The sequence below is a fragment of the Enterococcus sp. AZ088 genome, assembly GCF_051714845.1.
Taxonomy (GTDB): domain Bacteria; phylum Bacillota; class Bacilli; order Lactobacillales; family Enterococcaceae; genus Enterococcus; species Enterococcus faecalis.
In genome coordinates this window covers 1,204,765-1,222,793 of the sequence record NZ_JBIOSQ010000001.1, presented here as the reverse complement: position 1 = coordinate 1,222,793, position 18,029 = coordinate 1,204,765, and the positions used below count along the sequence as shown (strand labels likewise).

Sequence of the window (18,029 nt, the reverse complement as noted above, 5' to 3'; positions counted from 1 at the left end):
TTTTTTATTGTTTTCTTAAATCATTTAAAATAGCCATGGCTCGGTCTTGGTTCATCGTTTTTTGACGTTTTAATTGTTGAGCGACTGCCTCAACTTCTTTACCAGTAGCTCCGACCGTCATCGCCAAAGAACGTGCTTGTAGAGCCATGTGTCCTTTTTGAATTCCTTCAGAGACTAAGGCCCGTAACGCTGCTAAATTTTGTGCCAAACCAACAGCCGCTACTACTCGACTTAGTTCTTTTGCATCCGTCACTGCTAACAAATCAGCAGCTGCTTGAGATTTAGGTAAGACTTTTGTGGCACCGCCAACCGTGGCTAAAGCAAGCGGAACTGAAATTTCACCAATTAGTTGTTCGCCATCCAGCGTCCAACTAGTCAAACCTTGGTAGCGACCTTCCTTCACCGCAAAAGCATGACAAGAAGCGCTAACAGCGCGTGTATCATTTCCTGTAGCTAAAACTACAGCTTCAATGCCATTCATGATTCCTTTGTTATGCGTGACTGCCCGATAAGGATCTAATGAAGCATAGCGTGAAGCTAAAACAATTTTTTCAGCAATTTCCCGGCCATTGCTCCCCTTACTTAAACGTGAAACTGGAATAGCCGTTTTCATCGTAACAACCGACTCCGTGGCATAATTACTTAAAATACTGAATAAAATCTTTTGCTCCGCAAACCATTCACGGAACAACTCGGCCACACCTTCCAACATAGCGTTAACGATATTTGCCCCCATTGCATCCTTAACATCTACTAAAAAGTCGACAGATATAAATGATTCATCAAAAGCACGATACTGCAAATCTCTTAAGCCGCCGCCCCGTTTAACGATAGATGGATAACTTAACTCTGCTTGTTGAAAAATTTCCGCTTCTCTTACTTGTAGTTTATCAATCAATGACTCGGGGTCTGCAACATTGTAAAAAACGATTTGTCCACGCATTAAGCGTTGTTGACTCACTGTTTTAAATCCTTGTGCTATTTTTGCACCATTACTCAAAGCAGCAATCACTGAGGGCTCTTCTGTCGCCATTGGTACCAAATAATCAGTTTCGTCCACTGTTAAATGTAAGCCAACGCCCATCGGCACTTCTGTTTCACTGATTTGATTTTCAATCATATGATTGGCAATCTGCGAAGATAAAGCCGTATTTTCAAATTCTTTTTTTGTATCAGCAGAAATCTGGCCTTCATTAAGAAGAGAAGCCAGGCGTTCCTCAGGACTCATTTGATAAAATCGGCTGTTTTTTTTTTGCTGAGGTCTCTCTAGTAGCATAGCGAGTCCTAAGCCACCGCCGATACATAAAGAAGCCACTCCATATTTCTTTTCTTTTTGATTTAATTGATAACTTAAACTCGTTAATAAACGAGCACCTGTGGCGCCAATCGCATGACCTAATGAAATACCGCCACCATAAATGTTGACCTTTTCCTCTGGTAAAGCCAGTTCTCTTTGGACCACGATTGAAGTTGCTGCAAATGCTTCGTTGATTTCATACAGATCAATTTCTTCCGTAGTAAGTTGATTGCGCGCTAACAGTTTTTGAATGGCTTTAATCGGCGAAATTCCCATATAGGCTGGATCAATACCGACTTCCACACTGTCTCGAATAATAGCTAAATAAGGAAGACCGTGTGCTTCGGCATATTCTTGTGAAGCAATAATCAAAGCAGAAGCCCCATCATTAATGGTTGATGCATTCCCTGCTGTTACAGTACCGTCTTCTTTAAAAACTGTTTTAAGCGTTCCTAGCTTCTCAACGCTCGAATTAGGGCGAATCCCTTCATCTTTCTCCACAAGCGTTCCTGATACTTCTAAGGGGGCTATTTCGTCAGCGAATATCCCTTCTGCTTGTGCTTGAGCTGCTTTTAATTGTGAATGTACAGAAAATTGATCTTGCTCTTCTCTAGTTACATGATACTTTTCGGCCACATTTTCAGCAGTTAAGCCCATTGCCTGACCACTAAAGGCATCCGTTAACCCATCATACATCATACTAGAAAAAGGCGCATCGTAGCTTTCTGTTTCGTAATTAAATCGTTGTAATTTAGGTGCTTGGGACATATTCTCAATCCCGCCAGCAATTAAAACTTCCGCTTCCCCTAATTGAATCAATTGTTTCGCCAAAATAACGGCCTTCATTCCTGATCCGCAGACCTCATTAACCGTCATTGCGGGAATTTCATGAGACAAACCGCTGTTTATTGCTATTTGTCGTGCGGGATTTTGGCCATTTCCAGCTTGTAAAACATTTCCAAAGATTACTTGATCAATTTCTTCAGAAATAGTGGAATTTCTTTTTAAAAGTTGTGTTGTAACATGTGTTCCTAAGTCTACGGCACTTACTTGACTTAAGCTGCCTTTATATTTTCCAATTGGTGTTCGTAATGCATCAATAATAACTACTGTTTTCAACTAAATGCACCTCCATCTTGAAATATATCATAAAATCCCAGAATCACAAGTGCCAATTACTGAATGTTAACAGACTTATAAGATATTTTTTAATAATCTATGAAGTTAATACAAAAATTCCCCATTTTGGTTCATTTCGTGCTATTTTATATAATGAATCTATTTATCGTAAAGGAGTTAAAGAAATGACAATTGGGATTGATAAAATTAGTTTTTTTGTGCCCCCTTATTATATTGATATGACGGCACTGGCTGAAGCCAGAAATGTAGACCCTGGAAAATTTCATATTGGTATTGGGCAAGACCAAATGGCGGTGAACCCAATCAGCCAAGATATTGTGACATTTGCAGCCAATGCCGCAGAAGCGATCTTGACCAAAGAAGATAAAGAGGCCATTGATATGGTGATTGTCGGGACTGAGTCCAGTATCGATGAGTCAAAAGCGGCCGCAGTTGTCTTACATCGTTTAATGGGGATTCAACCTTTCGCTCGCTCTTTCGAAATCAAGGAAGCTTGTTACGGAGCAACAGCAGGCTTACAGTTAGCTAAGAATCACGTAGCCTTACATCCAGATAAAAAAGTCTTGGTCGTAGCGGCAGATATTGCAAAATATGGCTTAAATTCTGGCGGTGAGCCTACACAAGGAGCTGGGGCGGTTGCAATGTTAGTTGCTAGTGAACCGCGCATCTTGGCTTTAAAAGAGGATAATGTGATGCTGACGCAAGATATCTATGACTTCTGGCGTCCAACAGGCCACCCGTATCCTATGGTCGATGGTCCTTTGTCAAACGAAACCTACATCCAATCTTTTGCCCAAGTCTGGGATGAACATAAAAAAAGAACCGGTCTTGATTTTGCAGATTATGATGCTTTAGCGTTCCATATTCCTTACACAAAAATGGGCAAAAAAGCCTTATTAGCAAAAATCTCCGACCAAACTGAAGCAGAACAGGAACGAATTTTAGCTCGTTATGAAGAAAGTATCATCTATAGTCGTCGCGTAGGAAACTTGTATACGGGTTCACTTTATCTGGGACTCATTTCCCTTTTAGAAAATGCAACGACTTTAACCGCAGGCAATCAAATTGGTTTATTCAGTTATGGTTCTGGTGCTGTCGCTGAATTTTTCACTGGTGAATTAGTAGCTGGCTATCAAAATCATTTACAAAAAGAAACTCATTTAGCACTGCTGGATAATCGGACAGAACTTTCTATCGCTGAATATGAAGCCATGTTTGCAGAAACTTTAGACACAGACATTGATCAAACGTTAGAAGATGAATTAAAATATAGTATTTCTGCTATTAATAATACCGTTCGTTCTTATCGAAACTAAGTATTTAAATCCCCCGATTCAATCAACAAAAGAGCTAGACATTCAAGTTTTTGCTTGAATGTCTAGCTCTTTTTATGAAAGCCAAACTTCTTTGACCCCGTCTGTCACGGCGATACCATCTGTCAAAGCTAAACGTTGTGAATAAGAAACGTAGCCATAATAAACATCAACACCGCCGCCATTGTTCCAAGTAACAGTGATTTTAACATTTGGAGTAATCGATTTTGTAGCTGGTTGGGTCGTCGGGCGATAACTAGTCGTATCATAACTTAAAATAGTGCCCGAAGCTCCACTTATTTCGGCTTTTCCTGTGTAAATTTCGCCATTCGTATTCGTCTGCGTGACCGCTCCATTCGCTTCAATGATTAACCCCGCTTGCTTTTGATCTCCTCGTGGATAATAAAAAAGATACGTGGTTGCCCATTTAGCAAACTCATCTGGAATCGGTTTAAGTGATTCTGTTTGTGCCGGACTCGACTTCGTTTGCTTTTCAACCGCGACTTCTTCTTGTCTTTTTAAGCCTTCATTATTTTGATTATTTAGTTTCTCAACCGTTTCTTTAACGATCGAATAGTGTGGTTTCCCTAAATCGCTAACAGGGATCGTAGCTAATTTTTCTTCTGATTCTTTATATTGCCCCTCTGCCGTTAACTTTTTAGCTTCTGTAATAATGGCATCATACTTGGTTTGGTCTACAGAAGAGGATGTGCTTTGTCCCGTAGCTTCGACTTGTTTTGTGACACTGGTTTTTTCCGTGGTCACGTCTGACGAATTTCCACAAGCACTTACAAACATTGAGCTAACGATTAATAAACATCCCACAATCACATGCTTTTTCATCTTTAAATCCCCCATTTGTCTATCTTTGTTATTTTTTGTTACTTAAATTATCCCATAGATGAACAAAAGAAACCATTATTTATAAAAAAGTTTAGCAAGCGCTTCAAGAGAGGCACTTGCTAAACTTTTTTCTCACTGTTATTGATTGATTACTTTGACTAGTTCTTCAAATAATAATGCACTAGATGCTGCTCCTGGATCAATATGACCAATTGCTCGTTCCCCTAAATAAGAGGCACGTCCTTTTTTCGCCACCCAATCTTTTGTTGCTTCAGCAAATTGTTCAATTTTTTCTTCATTAAATTGTTCCGTTCCAATTACTTCAGCAACAGGTGCCCAGACATCAACCATCGTTTTATCTCCTGGTTCAGCTTTGCCACGCATCTGAATCCCAGCTAGACCTTGCTGAACAATTTCTTTTAATTGCTCTGGCGAACTGATGGTTTCCAAATCTTTTGTCGCTTTAGTCATATTCATAAATGCAGTACCATATAAAGGACCAGAAGCTCCGCCAACTTTTGAAATCAAAGCCATGGATAGGACTTTAAATGTCTCCGTGATTGTTGTTGGTACTTTTTTGTCAAACGCAATTTTGTATTCAGCCATACCACGAGCCATGTTGTTACCATGATCCCCATCACCAATCGGCGTGTCTAATTCACTTAAATAGTCTTTTTTTTCTTCAATAACTTTTGAATAATTGTCTAACCATGTTTGAATGTCTTTTACTGTTAATTCCATCTTTTATCACCCTTACCAAGAAATTGTTGTTACATTGCTTTCTAGCGCTGTTTGCCAGTCTTTTGTCGCCAAGTCAATCATCGTTAAAGATAATCCTTGCATGTCAATAGACGTCATATAGTTACCCACTTTATGGAAGGTCACTTGAACACCTTTATCTTCTAATAATGTTAGCACGTCGTTCATAAATACAAATTGTTCCATTAATGGCGTGCCGCCCATGCCATTGACAAGTACCCCCACTGTTTGTGGTTGTTGTTCATAGCTACTTAATGTTTTTTCAACTAATTCTTTCGCTAACTCTTTCGATGGTTGGATTTTTTCACGACGATAGCCTGGTTCTCCGTGAATCCCTACGCCAAATTCAATTTCATCTTCTGGTAAAGTAAAACCTGGTTTGCCAACTTCAGGCACAGTAGCTGCTTTTAAAGCCACTCCAATTGTTTTCGTGGCTGCTACAATCTTTTCTCCTAAAGAAACGAGCTCTTCTAAAGAAGCACCTTGGCGGGCATGATGTCCTAAAATTTTATGGACAAGAACAGTCCCGGCAACGCCGCGTTTTCCAGCGGTATAGGTGCTATCTTCGACTGCAATATCGTCATCGACAACGACCATTTCTACATGAATGTCTTCCATATCAGCCATATCTTTGGCCATTTCAAAGTTCAAAATATCGCCTGTATAATTTTTTACGATTAACAGAACACCGGCCCCTTGGTCTGCCGCTTGGATTCCTGTTAAAATTTGATCTGGTGTTGGTGAAGTAAAGACATCACCTAAAACTGCGGCATTTAACATTCCATCACCAACAAACCCAGCATGTGCAGGCTCATGACCACTTCCACCACCAGATACTAACCCAACTTGTTTGTTTGAGTCGTTGCGAGCAATCACGCGAGAATCTTCGACTTGATGAACAAGGTTTCCATAGCTTTTCACAATTCCTTGGAGCATTTCTTCGACAATTTTACCAGGTTCATTAATAATTTTTTTCATTTAGTTCCACCCTTTCTTACCAGCATTTTGAGCTTCTGCTAAAATTTGCGTCAAATCATCTGAGACACCTGCAGTAATTGCTGCCGCAAAGGCACCTTCAACCAATGGTGCATCGACTAAATGATAATGTTTCTGTTGGTCTTCTTCTAGCATATCAAAAGCTAATTCTGAACTTAAAACGGCACTGCCTAAATCGGCAAAAATTAAAAATTCTCGGTCAGAGTCCGCTTCGTTAATCGTGTCAATGATTTTCATTGGATCTGAACCTAATGAACCATCTGATGTGCCACCAAGTGAATGAATCGTAATTTCTTCACTGGCATTCATCTGTTCAATCATCTCTTTAATACCATCTGTAATCATTTTGCTATGTGAAACGAGTAAAATATCTGCTTTCATGTGGACACTTCCTTAATCTAATTTATGTCTTGTTTTATATTCTTGTCCGACTTTATCTGCAACAATGATTGCATTCGCTACTTCTTCAACGACAATTGGGAATGGCATTGAATGAATTGATTCTTCTGGAATGCAAGCAATTTTGGCTACTTCCAATGCTTCTTCATAAGTGATTTCATCGACACCAATGTCTGAAAGCGTTAATGGTAAACCTACAGAAGCGCTAAAGTCTAAAACAGCTTCTAATTCGTCTTTTGCTGCATCTTCTAATACAAGTTGTGCAATCGTTGCAAAGGCTACTTTTTCACCATGTAAATAACTGTGCGCACCAGGTAAGACTGTCATACCGTTATGAATCGCATGCGCTGCAGCTAAACCGCCACTTTCAAAACCTAAGCCTGAAAGTAAGATATTTGTTTCGATAATCTTATTCAATGATTCAGTAACCACATTTGCATCACAAGCTAATTTCGCTTTTAACCCATCTTCCTGGAGGTTTTCCCAGCAAAGTTTCGCCATGGCCAAAGCTGCATATGTGCCGCTAGCAGCAGGCGTTAAGCCTTCTCTTGAACCCATTGGCAAACTAGCATTAACCCGAGAATATGAATTGTGTGTTGCGCGTGCTTCAAAATATGTGGATAAGGCATCCCCCATTCCAGCAACTAAAAATCTAGTTGGCGCTTTGGCAACCACTTTTGTATCAACCATAACGACGCTTGGACTTTGTTTAAAGTAAGCATAATCATCAAATGAGCCATCTTCATGATATAGTACAGCTGAATGCGAAGTTGGTGCATCTTGAGCCGCAATCGTTGGTACAATAATTAAGTTTTCACCTTCTGCTACGACTTTTGAAGCATCGATTGCTTTACCGCCACCTAAACCAATGATACAGTCTGCTTGTTCTTTTTGTCCAACGTTTTGCAAGCGCTTTGTTTCTTCACGCGTTACTTCTCCACTAAAGCCACCCTCTACGAATGTAATGTCAAACTTTTTCGCTGTTTCTTCCAATTGTGGACGTACACGATCAACGTCAGCAGGATTTGCAATTAGTAACGCTTTTTTTCCAAAAGTTGAAACGAAGTAACCTAAGTTTAGTAATTCATCTTCCCCTTGAACATATTTCGTTGGTAAAATCAATGCTTTTCTCATGTTGATAGCCTCCTATATTTTGTTTACATACATAGTATAAAACGCTTTCATCAAAAAAGCATTGAACTTTTGGTATCGTTTTCTTGCAAAAAATGATAGAATTATTTTGTGAAATAATAAAATATTATGATTTTTAAACTTTAGATTGAAGGATTGCCTTATGACTGTAGAATTAAAAAATATTTTAGATTTAGAAAAGTGGGAAAAATTGCAAGAATCATTGGCCTTAAGCACTCGTTTAGCCATTATTTTAGTCGATTATAAAGGTCGACCTGTGACGAAACATAGTCAAGTTCAACCCTTTTGCCAACTGGTACGTCACTCCCCTGAGCTCTCGAAACTTTGTGAAAAATGTGATGCTCGTGGTGGCTTGGAAGCTGTTCGCACTGGTCAGCCTTTTATCTACCGTTGTCACTTTAACATCGTTGATATGGCCATCCCCATTATTGTTGATGACCAGTATGTAGGAGCCATTATGGCTGGTGAAGTTTTGCTCGAAGATCACCAAGAAGAGTTAGAACAGGTTTTAACCATGAATGATGCCTTCATTCAAGAATTTTTAGTAACACACCAAGAGCTGTATCAACAATACCCTGTTTTAGAACTAGCAGACTTAGAAAAGAGCGCGACATTAATCGCTGATCTAAGCCAATATATTATTTCTGAAGCCATCAAAAAAGATTATTTAATCAATACGTACAAACAATCCTTACAGATTAGTTCGCGAAAAGAAGAGCTGGAGCCATTGAATATGATCCAAAAAGATATTCAACAAACTTTATTAACTGCTCAATTAACTCCTTCAAGTGCCTATCAAACTAAAAATAAGCAATTACAACCGGTTTTAGATGCCCTTTGGGAAAACAAATCGCTGCGTTTAAATTTACAAGAACTGGCAGACCTTGTTCATTTGACACCGACGTATTTAAGTCGTTTATTAAAAGAGGAGTTTGGTATTCCCTTTAGTCAATTTTATCGACAATTAAAAATCACATGGGCTAAACAGCTTCTTTTGGAGACAGATAAAACAATTGCCCAAATCAGTGAAGATTTAGGGTTTGTTGAAGATAGCTATTTTGTCCGGATCTTTAAACAAGAAACGGGTGAAACACCCCTTAAATACCGTAAAAGAAAGAACAGAGCATAAAAAAACAACGACTCCTAGAAGTCGTTGTTTTTTTACACCTTTTGCTCTTGCTGTGGCTAATGCAACAAGTGCAAAAGGCGCATTATATCTGTCGTGCGACAAAGTGATACTATTAAATATGAATTGGTAAACCTAAAGCCAATTCAGCTGTATCCATAGTGATTTCGCCCAATGATGGGTGTGGGTGGATTGTTAAAGCAATGTCTTCTGCATTCATGCCAGATTCAATAGCTAAAGCTAATTCAGAAATCATGTCACTTGCACCGACACCGGCAATTTGTGCACCGATGATGACATTGTCTTCTACAGTTGTAACTAAACGCATGAATCCTTCAGTTTTATCTAAAGAGATTGCACGGCCGTTACCAGCAAATGGGAATTTGTAGCCTTTTGCTTCGATTCCCGCTTCTTTTGCTTCTGCAACAGTCATACCAACGCTTGCCAATTCTGGATCAGTAAAGGCAACAGCTGGCATTGCTTTGTAATCAACTGCAACTTTCTTACCAGAAATTGCTTCAGCAGCAATTTTTGCTTCGTAGCTTGCTTTATGCGCTAACGCAGCACCTGGTACGATGTCGCCGATTGCGAAGATGTTTTTCACGTTAGTACGTCCTTGGTTGTCAACTGGGATTAAACCACGTTCGCCAATTTCAACGCCCGCTTGTTCTAAGCCTAAGTCGTCTGTGTTTGGACGACGTCCAACAGTGACCATTACGTAATCTGCTTCAACACTTTCTTCTTTTCCGTTAACTTCATATTTAACAGTGACGCTATCGCCATTGTCAACAGCTTCTTTAGCCATTGCAGAAGTCACGATTGTTACGTTTTTCTTCTTGAAGTCGTCTGTGACAACTTTAACCATATCTTTTTCATAAGTTGGTAAAATTGATGGGCTACCTTCTAAAATTGTTACTTCTGAACCTAAGTTAGCATAAGCGCCACCTAATTCAGCACCGATGACACCGCCACCGATAATAACGAATTTTTTAGGAACTTCTTTTAAGTTTAAACCGCCTGTAGAATCTAACACGCGTCCGCCAAATTTGAATCCTGGGATTTCAATTGGACGAGAACCTGTTGCTACAATAGCATTATTGAATGAGTAAGTTTGTGCTGAGTCTGGGTGAATAACACGCAATGTATTTTCGTCAACGAAGAATGCTTCGCCTTCAATAATTTCTACTTTGTGTTTTTTCAATAACATGCCAACGCCGCCTGTTAATGATTTTACAACTGTGTTATCTTTCCAGTCTTGTGTTTTTGCAAAGTCTAATTCGACTCCTTTAGCTGTTACACCAAAAGTTGAAGAATCTTGTGCTTCTTGGTAATGATGTCCAGCAGCAATTAAAGCTTTTGAAGGAATACATCCAACGTTTAAACAAACGCCTCCGATGTATTCACGTTCGATAATCGCAACTTTTTGACCCATTTCTGCGGCACGAATTGCGGCAACGTATCCTCCAGGACCAGCTCCGATTACGACTGTATCTAGTTCAATGGCGAAATCTCCTACTACCATTTGTTAATCATCCTTCCATTAATAGTAATTCTGGATCAGCTAATAAGCGTTTAATGTTGTTCATTGCTTTTTGAGCAGTTGCGCCGTCAACGATACGGTGGTCAAAGCTTAATGATAATTTCATCATGCGTCCCACAACGATTTCGCCGTCTGCATTAACAACTGGTTCTTGTGCAATTGTACCAACGCCTAAAATAGCAACTTCAGGGTAGTTGATTACTGGTGTAAACCAGCCGCCACCGACTGAACCAATGTTACTAATTGTGATTGTACCATCACGCATATCTTGTGCAGTTAATTTACCTTCGATAGCCAATGCTGCTTTTTCGTTGATTTCATCAGCGATAGCAAACATGCTCTTCGTATTAGCATTTTTAACATTTGGTACATATAAGCCATGATCTGTATCAGTAGCGATACCAATGTTAAAGTAATTTTTGTAAACAATTTCTTGTGCTGCGTCATCAATTGATGCATTCAAGATTGGGAATTTTTGAACAGTTGAAGTCAATGCTTTTACAACGTATGGTAAGAATGTTAATTTTGTACCATTTGCAGCAGCAACATCTTTAAATTTCTTACGGTGATCCCATAATTTAGAAACTTCTACTTCATCATGTAATGTTACGTGAGGAGCAGTGTGTTTGCTGTTAACCATTGCTTTAGCAATTGCTTTACGTGTTGGTGTCATTTTTTCACGTGTTTCCATTTCGCCTAAATCAGAAGTAAAGGCTTTTGGCGCTGCTTTAGGTGCTGCTGCTTCCGCTTTAGGTGCTGCTTCTGTTGCGGCAGCTTCAGTAGCTGGTGCTGCTTGAGAGCCACCAGAGACAAAGGCATCAATATCCGCTTTAATGACACGGCCACCTTTACCAGTTGCAGTTACTTGTGTAATATCAACGTCTTTTTCACGCGCATACTGACGAACAGATGGCATTGCTAAAACGCGTTTGTTTGGATCAGCGGCTGCAACTACGCCTGTTGAAGCGGCTGGAGCTGATGCTTCCGCTTTAGGAGCGTCAGTAGCTGGTGCTGCGGCTGCCGGTGCTGCTGAATTATGACCAGGTGCGTCAATTTCAACTAACACGTCACCAACATTGGCAACTGTTCCTTCTGGTACAACGATATTTTTTACAGTACCTGTTACTGGTGATGGAATTTCTTCTACTGATTTGTCATTTTGTACTTCTAATAATGAATCATCTTCATTAATTGTGTCGCCCGCTTTAACGAACCATTTAACGATTTCGCCTTCGGCAATTCCTTCACCGATGTCTGGTAATTTGAATTGGAAAAATCCGCCAGCTGCTTCTGTTGTTGGTACAGCAGCAGGTTGTGCTGGTGTTTGTTCTTGTGCAGGAGCTGCTGGTGCTGCATCGTTATCTTCGTGACCAGGTGCGTCGATTTCGATTAACACGTCACCAACGTTTGCAACTGTTCCTTCTGGTACAACGATATTTTTTACAGTACCTGTTACTGGTGATGGAATTTCTTCCACTGATTTGTCATTTTGTACTTCTAATAACGTATCGTCTTCGTTGATTGTATCGCCAGGTTTTACAAACCATTTAACGATTTCGCCTTCGGCAATCCCTTCACCGATATCCGGTAATTTAAACTGATAAGCCATTTTTTAAGTCTTCCCTTCTTCGTTGGATCTGTCTATTTTCTTAGGAGCAAAACGCGGGGAAACGACTATAGTAGCTGAACATTTCATGCCTATAGCCGTATTCCACCTGTTTAATTCTTCGTTTATCTACTTCGAATAACTATTAAAATTCGACGATTTCTCTAGCTTTTGCTTCGATATCTTTCGCATTTGGTAACCAGATATTTTCTGCTTGTCCGAATGGGAAGATTGTATCTGGAGCAGATACACGTCCGATTGGTGCTTCTAATGATAATACGGCACGTTCAGAAATTTCAGAAACAACCATAGCGCCAACGCCAGCTTGTTTTTGTGCTTCTTGAACGACAACCACACGGCCAGTTTTTTCAACAGAGTTAATAATTGTTTCCACATCTAAAGGAGCCACTGTACGTAAGTCAATGATTTCTGCTGAAATATTGTCTTTCGCTAAGCTATCAGCTGCTTTAATCGCTTCACGAACCATAGCGCCGTAAGTGATGATTGATACGTCTGTTCCTTCACGAGTTACAGCCGCTTTATCTAAAGGCACTTCATAAGCTTCGTCTGGCACTTCCTCACGGAATGAACGGTATAATTTCATGTGCTCTAAGTAGACAACTGGATCGTTGCTACGAATAGATGAAATTAATAGCCCTTTTGCATCGTAAGGGTTTGATGGAATAACAACACGAACACCTGGTGATTGTGCGATTAATCCTTCTAAGTTATCTGAGTGAAGTTCTGGTGTATGAACACCACCACCAAATGGGGCACGAACAGTAATTGGCATATTACGAGTTCCACCCATACGGTAACGCGTACGAGCCATTTGACCAACGATTTCGTCAAATACTTCAAAAACGAAACCAAAGAATTGGATTTCAGGAACTGGACGGTAACCTTGCAAGGCAAGACCGAAAGCCAATCCACCGATACCAGATTCAGCTAAAGGTGTATCGAAGACGCGGTCTTCACCAAATTTTTCTTGTAAACCTTCAGTTGCACGGAAAACCCCACCGTTGTTACCAACGTCTTCACCGAAGATTAAGACATTTTCGTCTTTCTCTAATTCAAGAGCTAAGGCATCTGTAATTGCTTGGATCATAGTTTTTTGTGCCATTTTTATTTCGACTCCTTCGCTTCATAAAATGCAATTTGTTCTTTAATTGTTTGAGGTTGAACTTCAAACATATTTTTCAAGAAATCAGAAACTTTTTGTTTTGGCGCTTTATCCGCTTCTGCAATCGCTACTTTGATTTCTTCTTTTGTTTTTTCAATAATTTCTTCTTCTTTTGCTTCAGACCATAAGCCTTTATCTGTTAGATATTTACGGAAACGAGTCAATGGATCTTTTTGTACCCATTCGTCATCCATTTCTTTTGAACGGTAACGTGTTGGATCGTCTCCAGATAAAGTATGTGGACCATAACGATAAGTTAATGTTTCAATTAAAACTGGACCGTTTCCTGCAGCTGACCAATCGCGTGCTTCTTTTGCAATTGCGTAAACTGCTAATGGATCCATACCATCAACTTGAATACCAGGAATTCCTGCTGCAACAGCTTTTTGAGCTAAAGTTTTAGCCGCTGTTTGTTTTTCACGAGGTGTAGAAATCGCAAAACCATTGTTTTGGATAATGAAGACACCGTTTGCTTGGTAAGCACCAGCAAAGTTAATTGCTTCATAGAAGTCCCCTTGTGAAGAACCGCCGTCACCAGTATAAGTGAAGACAACATTTTCTTTTCCACGTTTTTTCAATCCTAAAGCAACACCAGCTGCTTGGATGTATTGAGCACCGATGATAATTTGTGGTGGTAATGCATTTAAATCTTCCGCGTAGTAGTTCCCTGCTACGTGACCACGAGACCATAAGAAAGCTTCTCTTAATGGTAAACCATGTTGTACTAATTGAGGTACATCACGGTAACCTGGTAATAAGTAGTCTTCTTTTTCCATTGCAAATTGACTTGCCAATTGGCTTGCTTCTTGTCCAGCTGTTGGCGCGAAGAATCCTAAGCGTCCTTGACGGTTTAATGCAGTAGAACGTTGGTCTAGCACACGAGACCAAACCATGCGTGTCATTAATTCAACTAATTCCTCATCCGATAAATCAGGTACTAAATCTTCATTCACAATTTTTCCATCTTGATCCAAGATTTGGAAAGTTGGGAAATCAGCGTCGACTTTAGCCATTAGCTCTTTAAAGTCAATAGGTTTTTGTTTCTTAGCCTTTGCCATTTTGTCACACAATCCTCTCTATTACGTTTCTTTAATTTCGATAAAAGTAAAACAGAGTGCGAAACTGTATTACTTTTTATCGACTACACTTAACAAATTATCACTAAATTCGAAAAAGCGCAAGAAAAAAACTCTAATTTCTTCATTTTTTCACAAAAGAGCAAAACCGCATGTTTTTGCGGTTTAGTGATAATTTTCACAAACAAGAAAACGGTTTCTGTTCCACACTTCTTCTGTACTATTTTTCTCCCAACTGTTATATTCTATTTTAAAAATATTATATAACAGTTCTATTAATTTGAGCCCCCTTATCCCCGAACTGGCTAGTAATCTGATTTCCGAACTTTGCATTTTCATGAAAATTATCTTGAAAAAACCAAAAAATAAAAACCGTCAGCCGAGTAACCTACTCAGCATGCGGTTTTTTATTTTTTAGAGAACAAAGTTTTTTTCGTTAATTTTTATTTTTTTTGGCTCGTTTTTTTGCCAAATACTTTACCTTAGGTTTTATCACGAACATTCATTGCTTAAAATCACCAAATTTTCGCAAAACGAGTAATACAGCTTAGCAAATTCTTTTCTCTTTCAGTAGATTTTACTAAATCCATTCCTTGGTAATTTTAATATATAAACGTTTAGCTACTTCAACAGTTAACATGTACGCAATGATGATTCCAAAGAACCATGGCCAGTAGTTAGCCGGAAGTTTCACAAAGTCAAAAACCTCTCTTATGGGCGTTGCTACAATCAAGAAACCGAGTAAGATTGCGCCTAAACTACTTAGCATCACAGGCATTGACGCACGACTTTGAATAAATGGTATTTTCCGCGTCCGGACCATATGAACAACTAACGTTTGACTAACAAGTCCCACCATAAACCAACCTGTTTGGAATAAATGTTGAGTTGCCAAACTATTGGCACTAAACACAAACCACATGACAAGATACGTTAGAATATCGAAAATACTACTTACCGGGCCAATACATACCGTAAATTTCGCTAGTCCGTTCGTTTCCCACCGAACAGGGCTTAATAACTCTTCTTCATCGACATTATCCCAAGGAATTGTCAACTGAGCCACATCATAAATCAAATTTTGAATCAAGAGTTGTAAGGAAAGCATTGGTAGAAATGGTAAAAAGGCACTGGCTACTAAAATTGAAAAGACATTCCCAAAATTAGAACTGATGGTAATTTTAATATATTTCATCATATTGCTAAATACTTTTCGTCCTTCAATCACACCAGATTCCAGTACATTTAAACTTTTTTCCAGTAAAATAATCGAGCTAGCATCTTTAGTAATATCAGCTGCAGTATCTACTGAAATGCCCACATCAGCTTTTCGCAATGCTGGTGCATCGTTAATGCCATCCCCCATAAAACCAACCGTATGACCTTTCGCTTGTAGCAATTCAATGATTTTAGATTTTTGCATCGGATTTAATTTGGCAAATAAATTAGTTTCTTCTACTTGCGCCCGCAACTCTTCATCTGTCATTGCTTCAATTTGAGAACCTAATAACACATGGGAAACTTCAATGCCTACATCTTTACAGACTTTTTTGGCGACAATGTCATTATCGCCCGTTAGCACTTTCACGTTGACACCATGTTCATGTAAGGAGCGGATAGCGCTGACAGCTGACTCTTTTGCTGGATCAAGAAAACCCATAAACCCAATCAATGTCATCTCTTTTTCATCTTCAACTGAATAAACTGCTTCTTTATGGACATCTTTTTTTACAGCTACCGCTAACACACGCATCCCTTGTTTGTTCATTTGAACATTCACTCGGCGTAGTTCTTCTCGTACAGCAGTGCTTAATGGTACAATTTCGCCATTAATTTGCGCATACGTGCACACTTCTTCCATTTCTTCCACGGCGCCTTTCGTAATCATCAATTGATGATCATCTGCATTCACGACAACCGTTAAGCGGCGTCTGGAAAAATCAAAAGGAATTTCATCAATTTTAGTGACATTTTTAAACGGCGTTTTCCATTGATGCTCTTCATAAAAATTAATAACGGCAATATCCATTAAATTTTTCCAACCTGTTTGATAAGAAGAATTTAAGTAGGCTAAATTTAGAACCTCGTCACTCAAATCACCTAATGGATTCAAATGTTGAACCAAAACTACACGATCTTCGGTAATCGTTCCAGTTTTATCTGTACAGAGCACATCCATACCACCCAAATTTTGGATAGCCGCTAACTCTTTAACAATGACTTTATGTTTCGATAAGGATAATGCACCCTTGGCTAAGTTACTCGTAACAATCATTGGCAACATTTCTGGTGTCAAACCAACTGCAACGGCAATCGCGAAGAAAAACGCTTCGCCCCAAGCACCTTTAGTTAAACCATTAATCAAGAAAACGATTGGAAACAAAATCATTACCATTCGTAATAAAAACTTACTGACTTTTGCTAAGCCTAAGTCAAAACTAGTTTTTCCTCGTTGTGTTGTAGCATTTTTAGCAATATCACCAAAAAATGTATGTTGCCCAGTTTTTAAAATAATCGCTTTTCCTTGTCCACTCAAGACATCTGTGCCCATAAACACTAGGTCTTGCATATCTAATGCAGAAACCTCTGTTTGTTGACGATCCACACCTGCATCCACAAATTTTTCAACAGGCATGGATTCGCCTGTTAGCGACGATTGATTAACGAATAAATCTTTGGTCCAAATCAACACGGCATCTGCAGGAATCATGTCTCCTGTAGCTAAAGTTACAATGTCTCCTGGAACAATTTCGTCCATTGGAATTTCTTTCGTAATTCCTTCCCGTGTCACTGCAGCGGTGTTTTCAATTAATTCTTTTAAATCCAAACTCGCTTTTTGAGAACGATATTCTTGTATAAAAGCAATCAAGACACTGGCTAAAATCATCACGCCCATCACGATAGCGGCTTCGAAATCTTTCGTTAAAGTTGAAACGACCATCAATAAGGCTAAGACATAGACAAACGGATCTTTGAATGCACTTAAAAATAAAATAATTGCTGGGGTTGGCTTTTGTGCAGAAACTTCATTTGGTCCAAATTCCTCTAATCTTTTTTCGGCATCTTCATTCGAGAGTCCTTTTTCAGATGTCCGTAATTCCATCATTAATTCCCGTTCAGAAAGCAACGCCAATTTACGTAATTCTTGATCTTTGGTTGCTTTTCTCATATCCATTGTTTTTTTGTTCATCATTTTCTTTTCCTCCAAGGTTGTGGTCACCTGCCGAAAAGAGTGCTAAAATCTTCTCCTTTCGTTGGTGACTGTATTTTGTTTCTCTGTTCACTTCCAGGGTCTTCCATGACAGTCATCCTTTCTTTTTCTTATTTATACTTCCAGTGAATAATTGCTTTTTTGCCAAACACACAAAAAAGGACCTACTCAACAATAGAGTACGTCCCAAAATACCATCTTTAAATAAGATTCTCTATCGTTGAGCTTTAGCACTATAGGGCGTAGATAACATGTATCAGCTACATTATGAATAACCTTCACGATTATTCCTGTTCAACCAACTAAGGGTCTCTCGATCCTTTCGCGGCAGCAGCATTTGTCCAAATAGGAGCCTCACCTAACAATTATTCAGTTTTTATCCACTTCT

At 39.2% G+C, this 18,029-nt stretch carries 13 protein-coding genes and 1 riboswitch; of the genes, 2 read left to right on the top strand and 11 right to left on the bottom strand.

Annotated elements, in window-relative coordinates:
• Positions 1–4: 4 nt before the first annotated feature.
• On the bottom strand, positions 5–2,416 hold the full coding sequence (locus tag IGL17_RS06055) for a hydroxymethylglutaryl-CoA reductase, degradative (protein ID WP_016617927.1): 2,412 nt from the start codon (positions 2,414–2,416) through the stop codon (positions 5–7).
• A 185-nt stretch (positions 2,417–2,601) separates the two neighbouring features.
• Between IGL17_RS06055 and IGL17_RS06050 the strand changes: the two genes are divergently transcribed.
• Positions 2,602–3,753: a hydroxymethylglutaryl-CoA synthase gene (locus tag IGL17_RS06050; RefSeq protein WP_002357756.1), complete on the top strand. Its 1,152-nt coding sequence runs from the start codon at positions 2,602–2,604 to the stop codon at positions 3,751–3,753.
• Between the two features lie 72 nt (positions 3,754–3,825).
• On the opposite strand, the gene IGL17_RS06045 is transcribed toward IGL17_RS06050, so the two are convergent.
• The 5 genes from IGL17_RS06045 to IGL17_RS06025 form a co-directional block, all read right to left on the bottom strand.
• Positions 3,826–4,608, bottom strand: coding sequence for a hypothetical protein (locus IGL17_RS06045; RefSeq protein WP_002385941.1), 783 nt, complete (start codon positions 4,606–4,608; stop codon positions 3,826–3,828).
• A 123-nt stretch (positions 4,609–4,731) separates the two neighbouring features.
• The gene (gene dhaL, locus IGL17_RS06040; RefSeq protein ID WP_002360441.1) at positions 4,732–5,334 is read right to left on the bottom strand and encodes a dihydroxyacetone kinase subunit DhaL; all 603 of its coding nucleotides are present in this window, start codon (positions 5,332–5,334) and stop codon (positions 4,732–4,734) included.
• 12 nt (positions 5,335–5,346) lie between these two features.
• Positions 5,347–6,330: a dihydroxyacetone kinase subunit DhaK gene (gene dhaK, locus IGL17_RS06035; RefSeq protein WP_002357760.1), complete on the bottom strand. Its 984-nt coding sequence runs from the start codon at positions 6,328–6,330 to the stop codon at positions 5,347–5,349.
• The gene (dhaM, locus tag IGL17_RS06030) at positions 6,331–6,729 is read right to left on the bottom strand and encodes a dihydroxyacetone kinase phosphoryl donor subunit DhaM (RefSeq protein ID WP_002357762.1); all 399 of its coding nucleotides are present in this window, start codon (positions 6,727–6,729) and stop codon (positions 6,331–6,333) included. It abuts the gene before it with no gap.
• Positions 6,730–6,741: 12 nt separating this feature from the next.
• A complete protein-coding gene (locus IGL17_RS06025; RefSeq protein ID WP_002363858.1) occupies positions 6,742–7,881 on the bottom strand; it encodes a glycerol dehydrogenase in 1,140 nt (379 codons plus the stop codon).
• 160 nt (positions 7,882–8,041) lie between these two features.
• Here IGL17_RS06025 and IGL17_RS06020 point away from each other — a divergent pair, with 160 nt between their 5' ends.
• Entirely contained in the window at positions 8,042–9,028 is a 987-nt protein-coding gene (locus IGL17_RS06020; RefSeq protein ID WP_002382271.1) for a PocR ligand-binding domain-containing protein, read from the top strand.
• A gap of 112 nt (positions 9,029–9,140) precedes the next feature.
• Here IGL17_RS06020 and lpdA read toward each other — a convergent pair whose 3' ends face one another.
• From lpdA to mgtA, 5 genes are all read right to left on the bottom strand, one after another.
• Positions 9,141–10,547: a dihydrolipoyl dehydrogenase gene (gene lpdA / locus IGL17_RS06015; RefSeq protein WP_002357765.1), complete on the bottom strand. Its 1,407-nt coding sequence runs from the start codon at positions 10,545–10,547 to the stop codon at positions 9,141–9,143.
• A gap of 7 nt (positions 10,548–10,554) precedes the next feature.
• Positions 10,555–12,174, bottom strand: coding sequence for a dihydrolipoyllysine-residue acetyltransferase (locus IGL17_RS06010; RefSeq protein ID WP_002357766.1), 1,620 nt, complete (start codon positions 12,172–12,174; stop codon positions 10,555–10,557).
• A 142-nt stretch (positions 12,175–12,316) separates the two neighbouring features.
• Entirely contained in the window at positions 12,317–13,294 is a 978-nt protein-coding gene (locus IGL17_RS06005; protein WP_002357767.1) for an alpha-ketoacid dehydrogenase subunit beta, read from the bottom strand.
• A 2-nt stretch (positions 13,295–13,296) separates the two neighbouring features.
• On the bottom strand, positions 13,297–14,412 hold the full coding sequence (pdhA, locus tag IGL17_RS06000; protein WP_002357768.1) for a pyruvate dehydrogenase (acetyl-transferring) E1 component subunit alpha: 1,116 nt from the start codon (positions 14,410–14,412) through the stop codon (positions 13,297–13,299).
• Positions 14,413–15,010: 598 nt separating this feature from the next.
• On the bottom strand, positions 15,011–17,650 hold the full coding sequence (gene mgtA / locus IGL17_RS05995; protein ID WP_016617924.1) for a magnesium-translocating P-type ATPase: 2,640 nt from the start codon (positions 17,648–17,650) through the stop codon (positions 15,011–15,013).
• Positions 17,651–17,846: 196 nt separating this feature from the next.
• Positions 17,847–18,014: riboswitch (M-box (ykoK) riboswitch) on the bottom strand.
• Positions 18,015–18,029: the final 15 nt, after the last annotated feature.

Coding starts and splice junctions, on each gene's coding strand:
- IGL17_RS06050 (WP_002357756.1), top strand. CDS start 2,602: ATGACAATTGGGATTGATAAAATTAGTTTTTTTGTGCCCCCTTATTAT.
- dhaL (WP_002360441.1), bottom strand. CDS start 5,334: ATGGAATTAACAGTAAAAGACATTCAAACATGGTTAGACAATTATTCA.
- dhaK (WP_002357760.1), bottom strand. CDS start 6,330: ATGAAAAAAATTATTAATGAACCTGGTAAAATTGTCGAAGAAATGCTC.
- pdhA (WP_002357768.1), bottom strand. CDS start 14,412: ATGGCAAAGGCTAAGAAACAAAAACCTATTGACTTTAAAGAGCTAATG.
- IGL17_RS06005 (WP_002357767.1), bottom strand. CDS start 13,294: ATGGCACAAAAAACTATGATCCAAGCAATTACAGATGCCTTAGCTCTT.
- IGL17_RS06010 (WP_002357766.1), bottom strand. CDS start 12,174: ATGGCTTATCAGTTTAAATTACCGGATATCGGTGAAGGGATTGCCGAA.
- lpdA (WP_002357765.1), bottom strand. CDS start 10,547: ATGGTAGTAGGAGATTTCGCCATTGAACTAGATACAGTCGTAATCGGA.
- IGL17_RS06025 (WP_002363858.1), bottom strand. CDS start 7,881: ATGAGAAAAGCATTGATTTTACCAACGAAATATGTTCAAGGGGAAGAT.
- dhaM (WP_002357762.1), bottom strand. CDS start 6,729: ATGAAAGCAGATATTTTACTCGTTTCACATAGCAAAATGATTACAGAT.
- IGL17_RS06045 (WP_002385941.1), bottom strand. CDS start 4,608: ATGGGGGATTTAAAGATGAAAAAGCATGTGATTGTGGGATGTTTATTA.
- IGL17_RS06020 (WP_002382271.1), top strand. CDS start 8,042: ATGACTGTAGAATTAAAAAATATTTTAGATTTAGAAAAGTGGGAAAAA.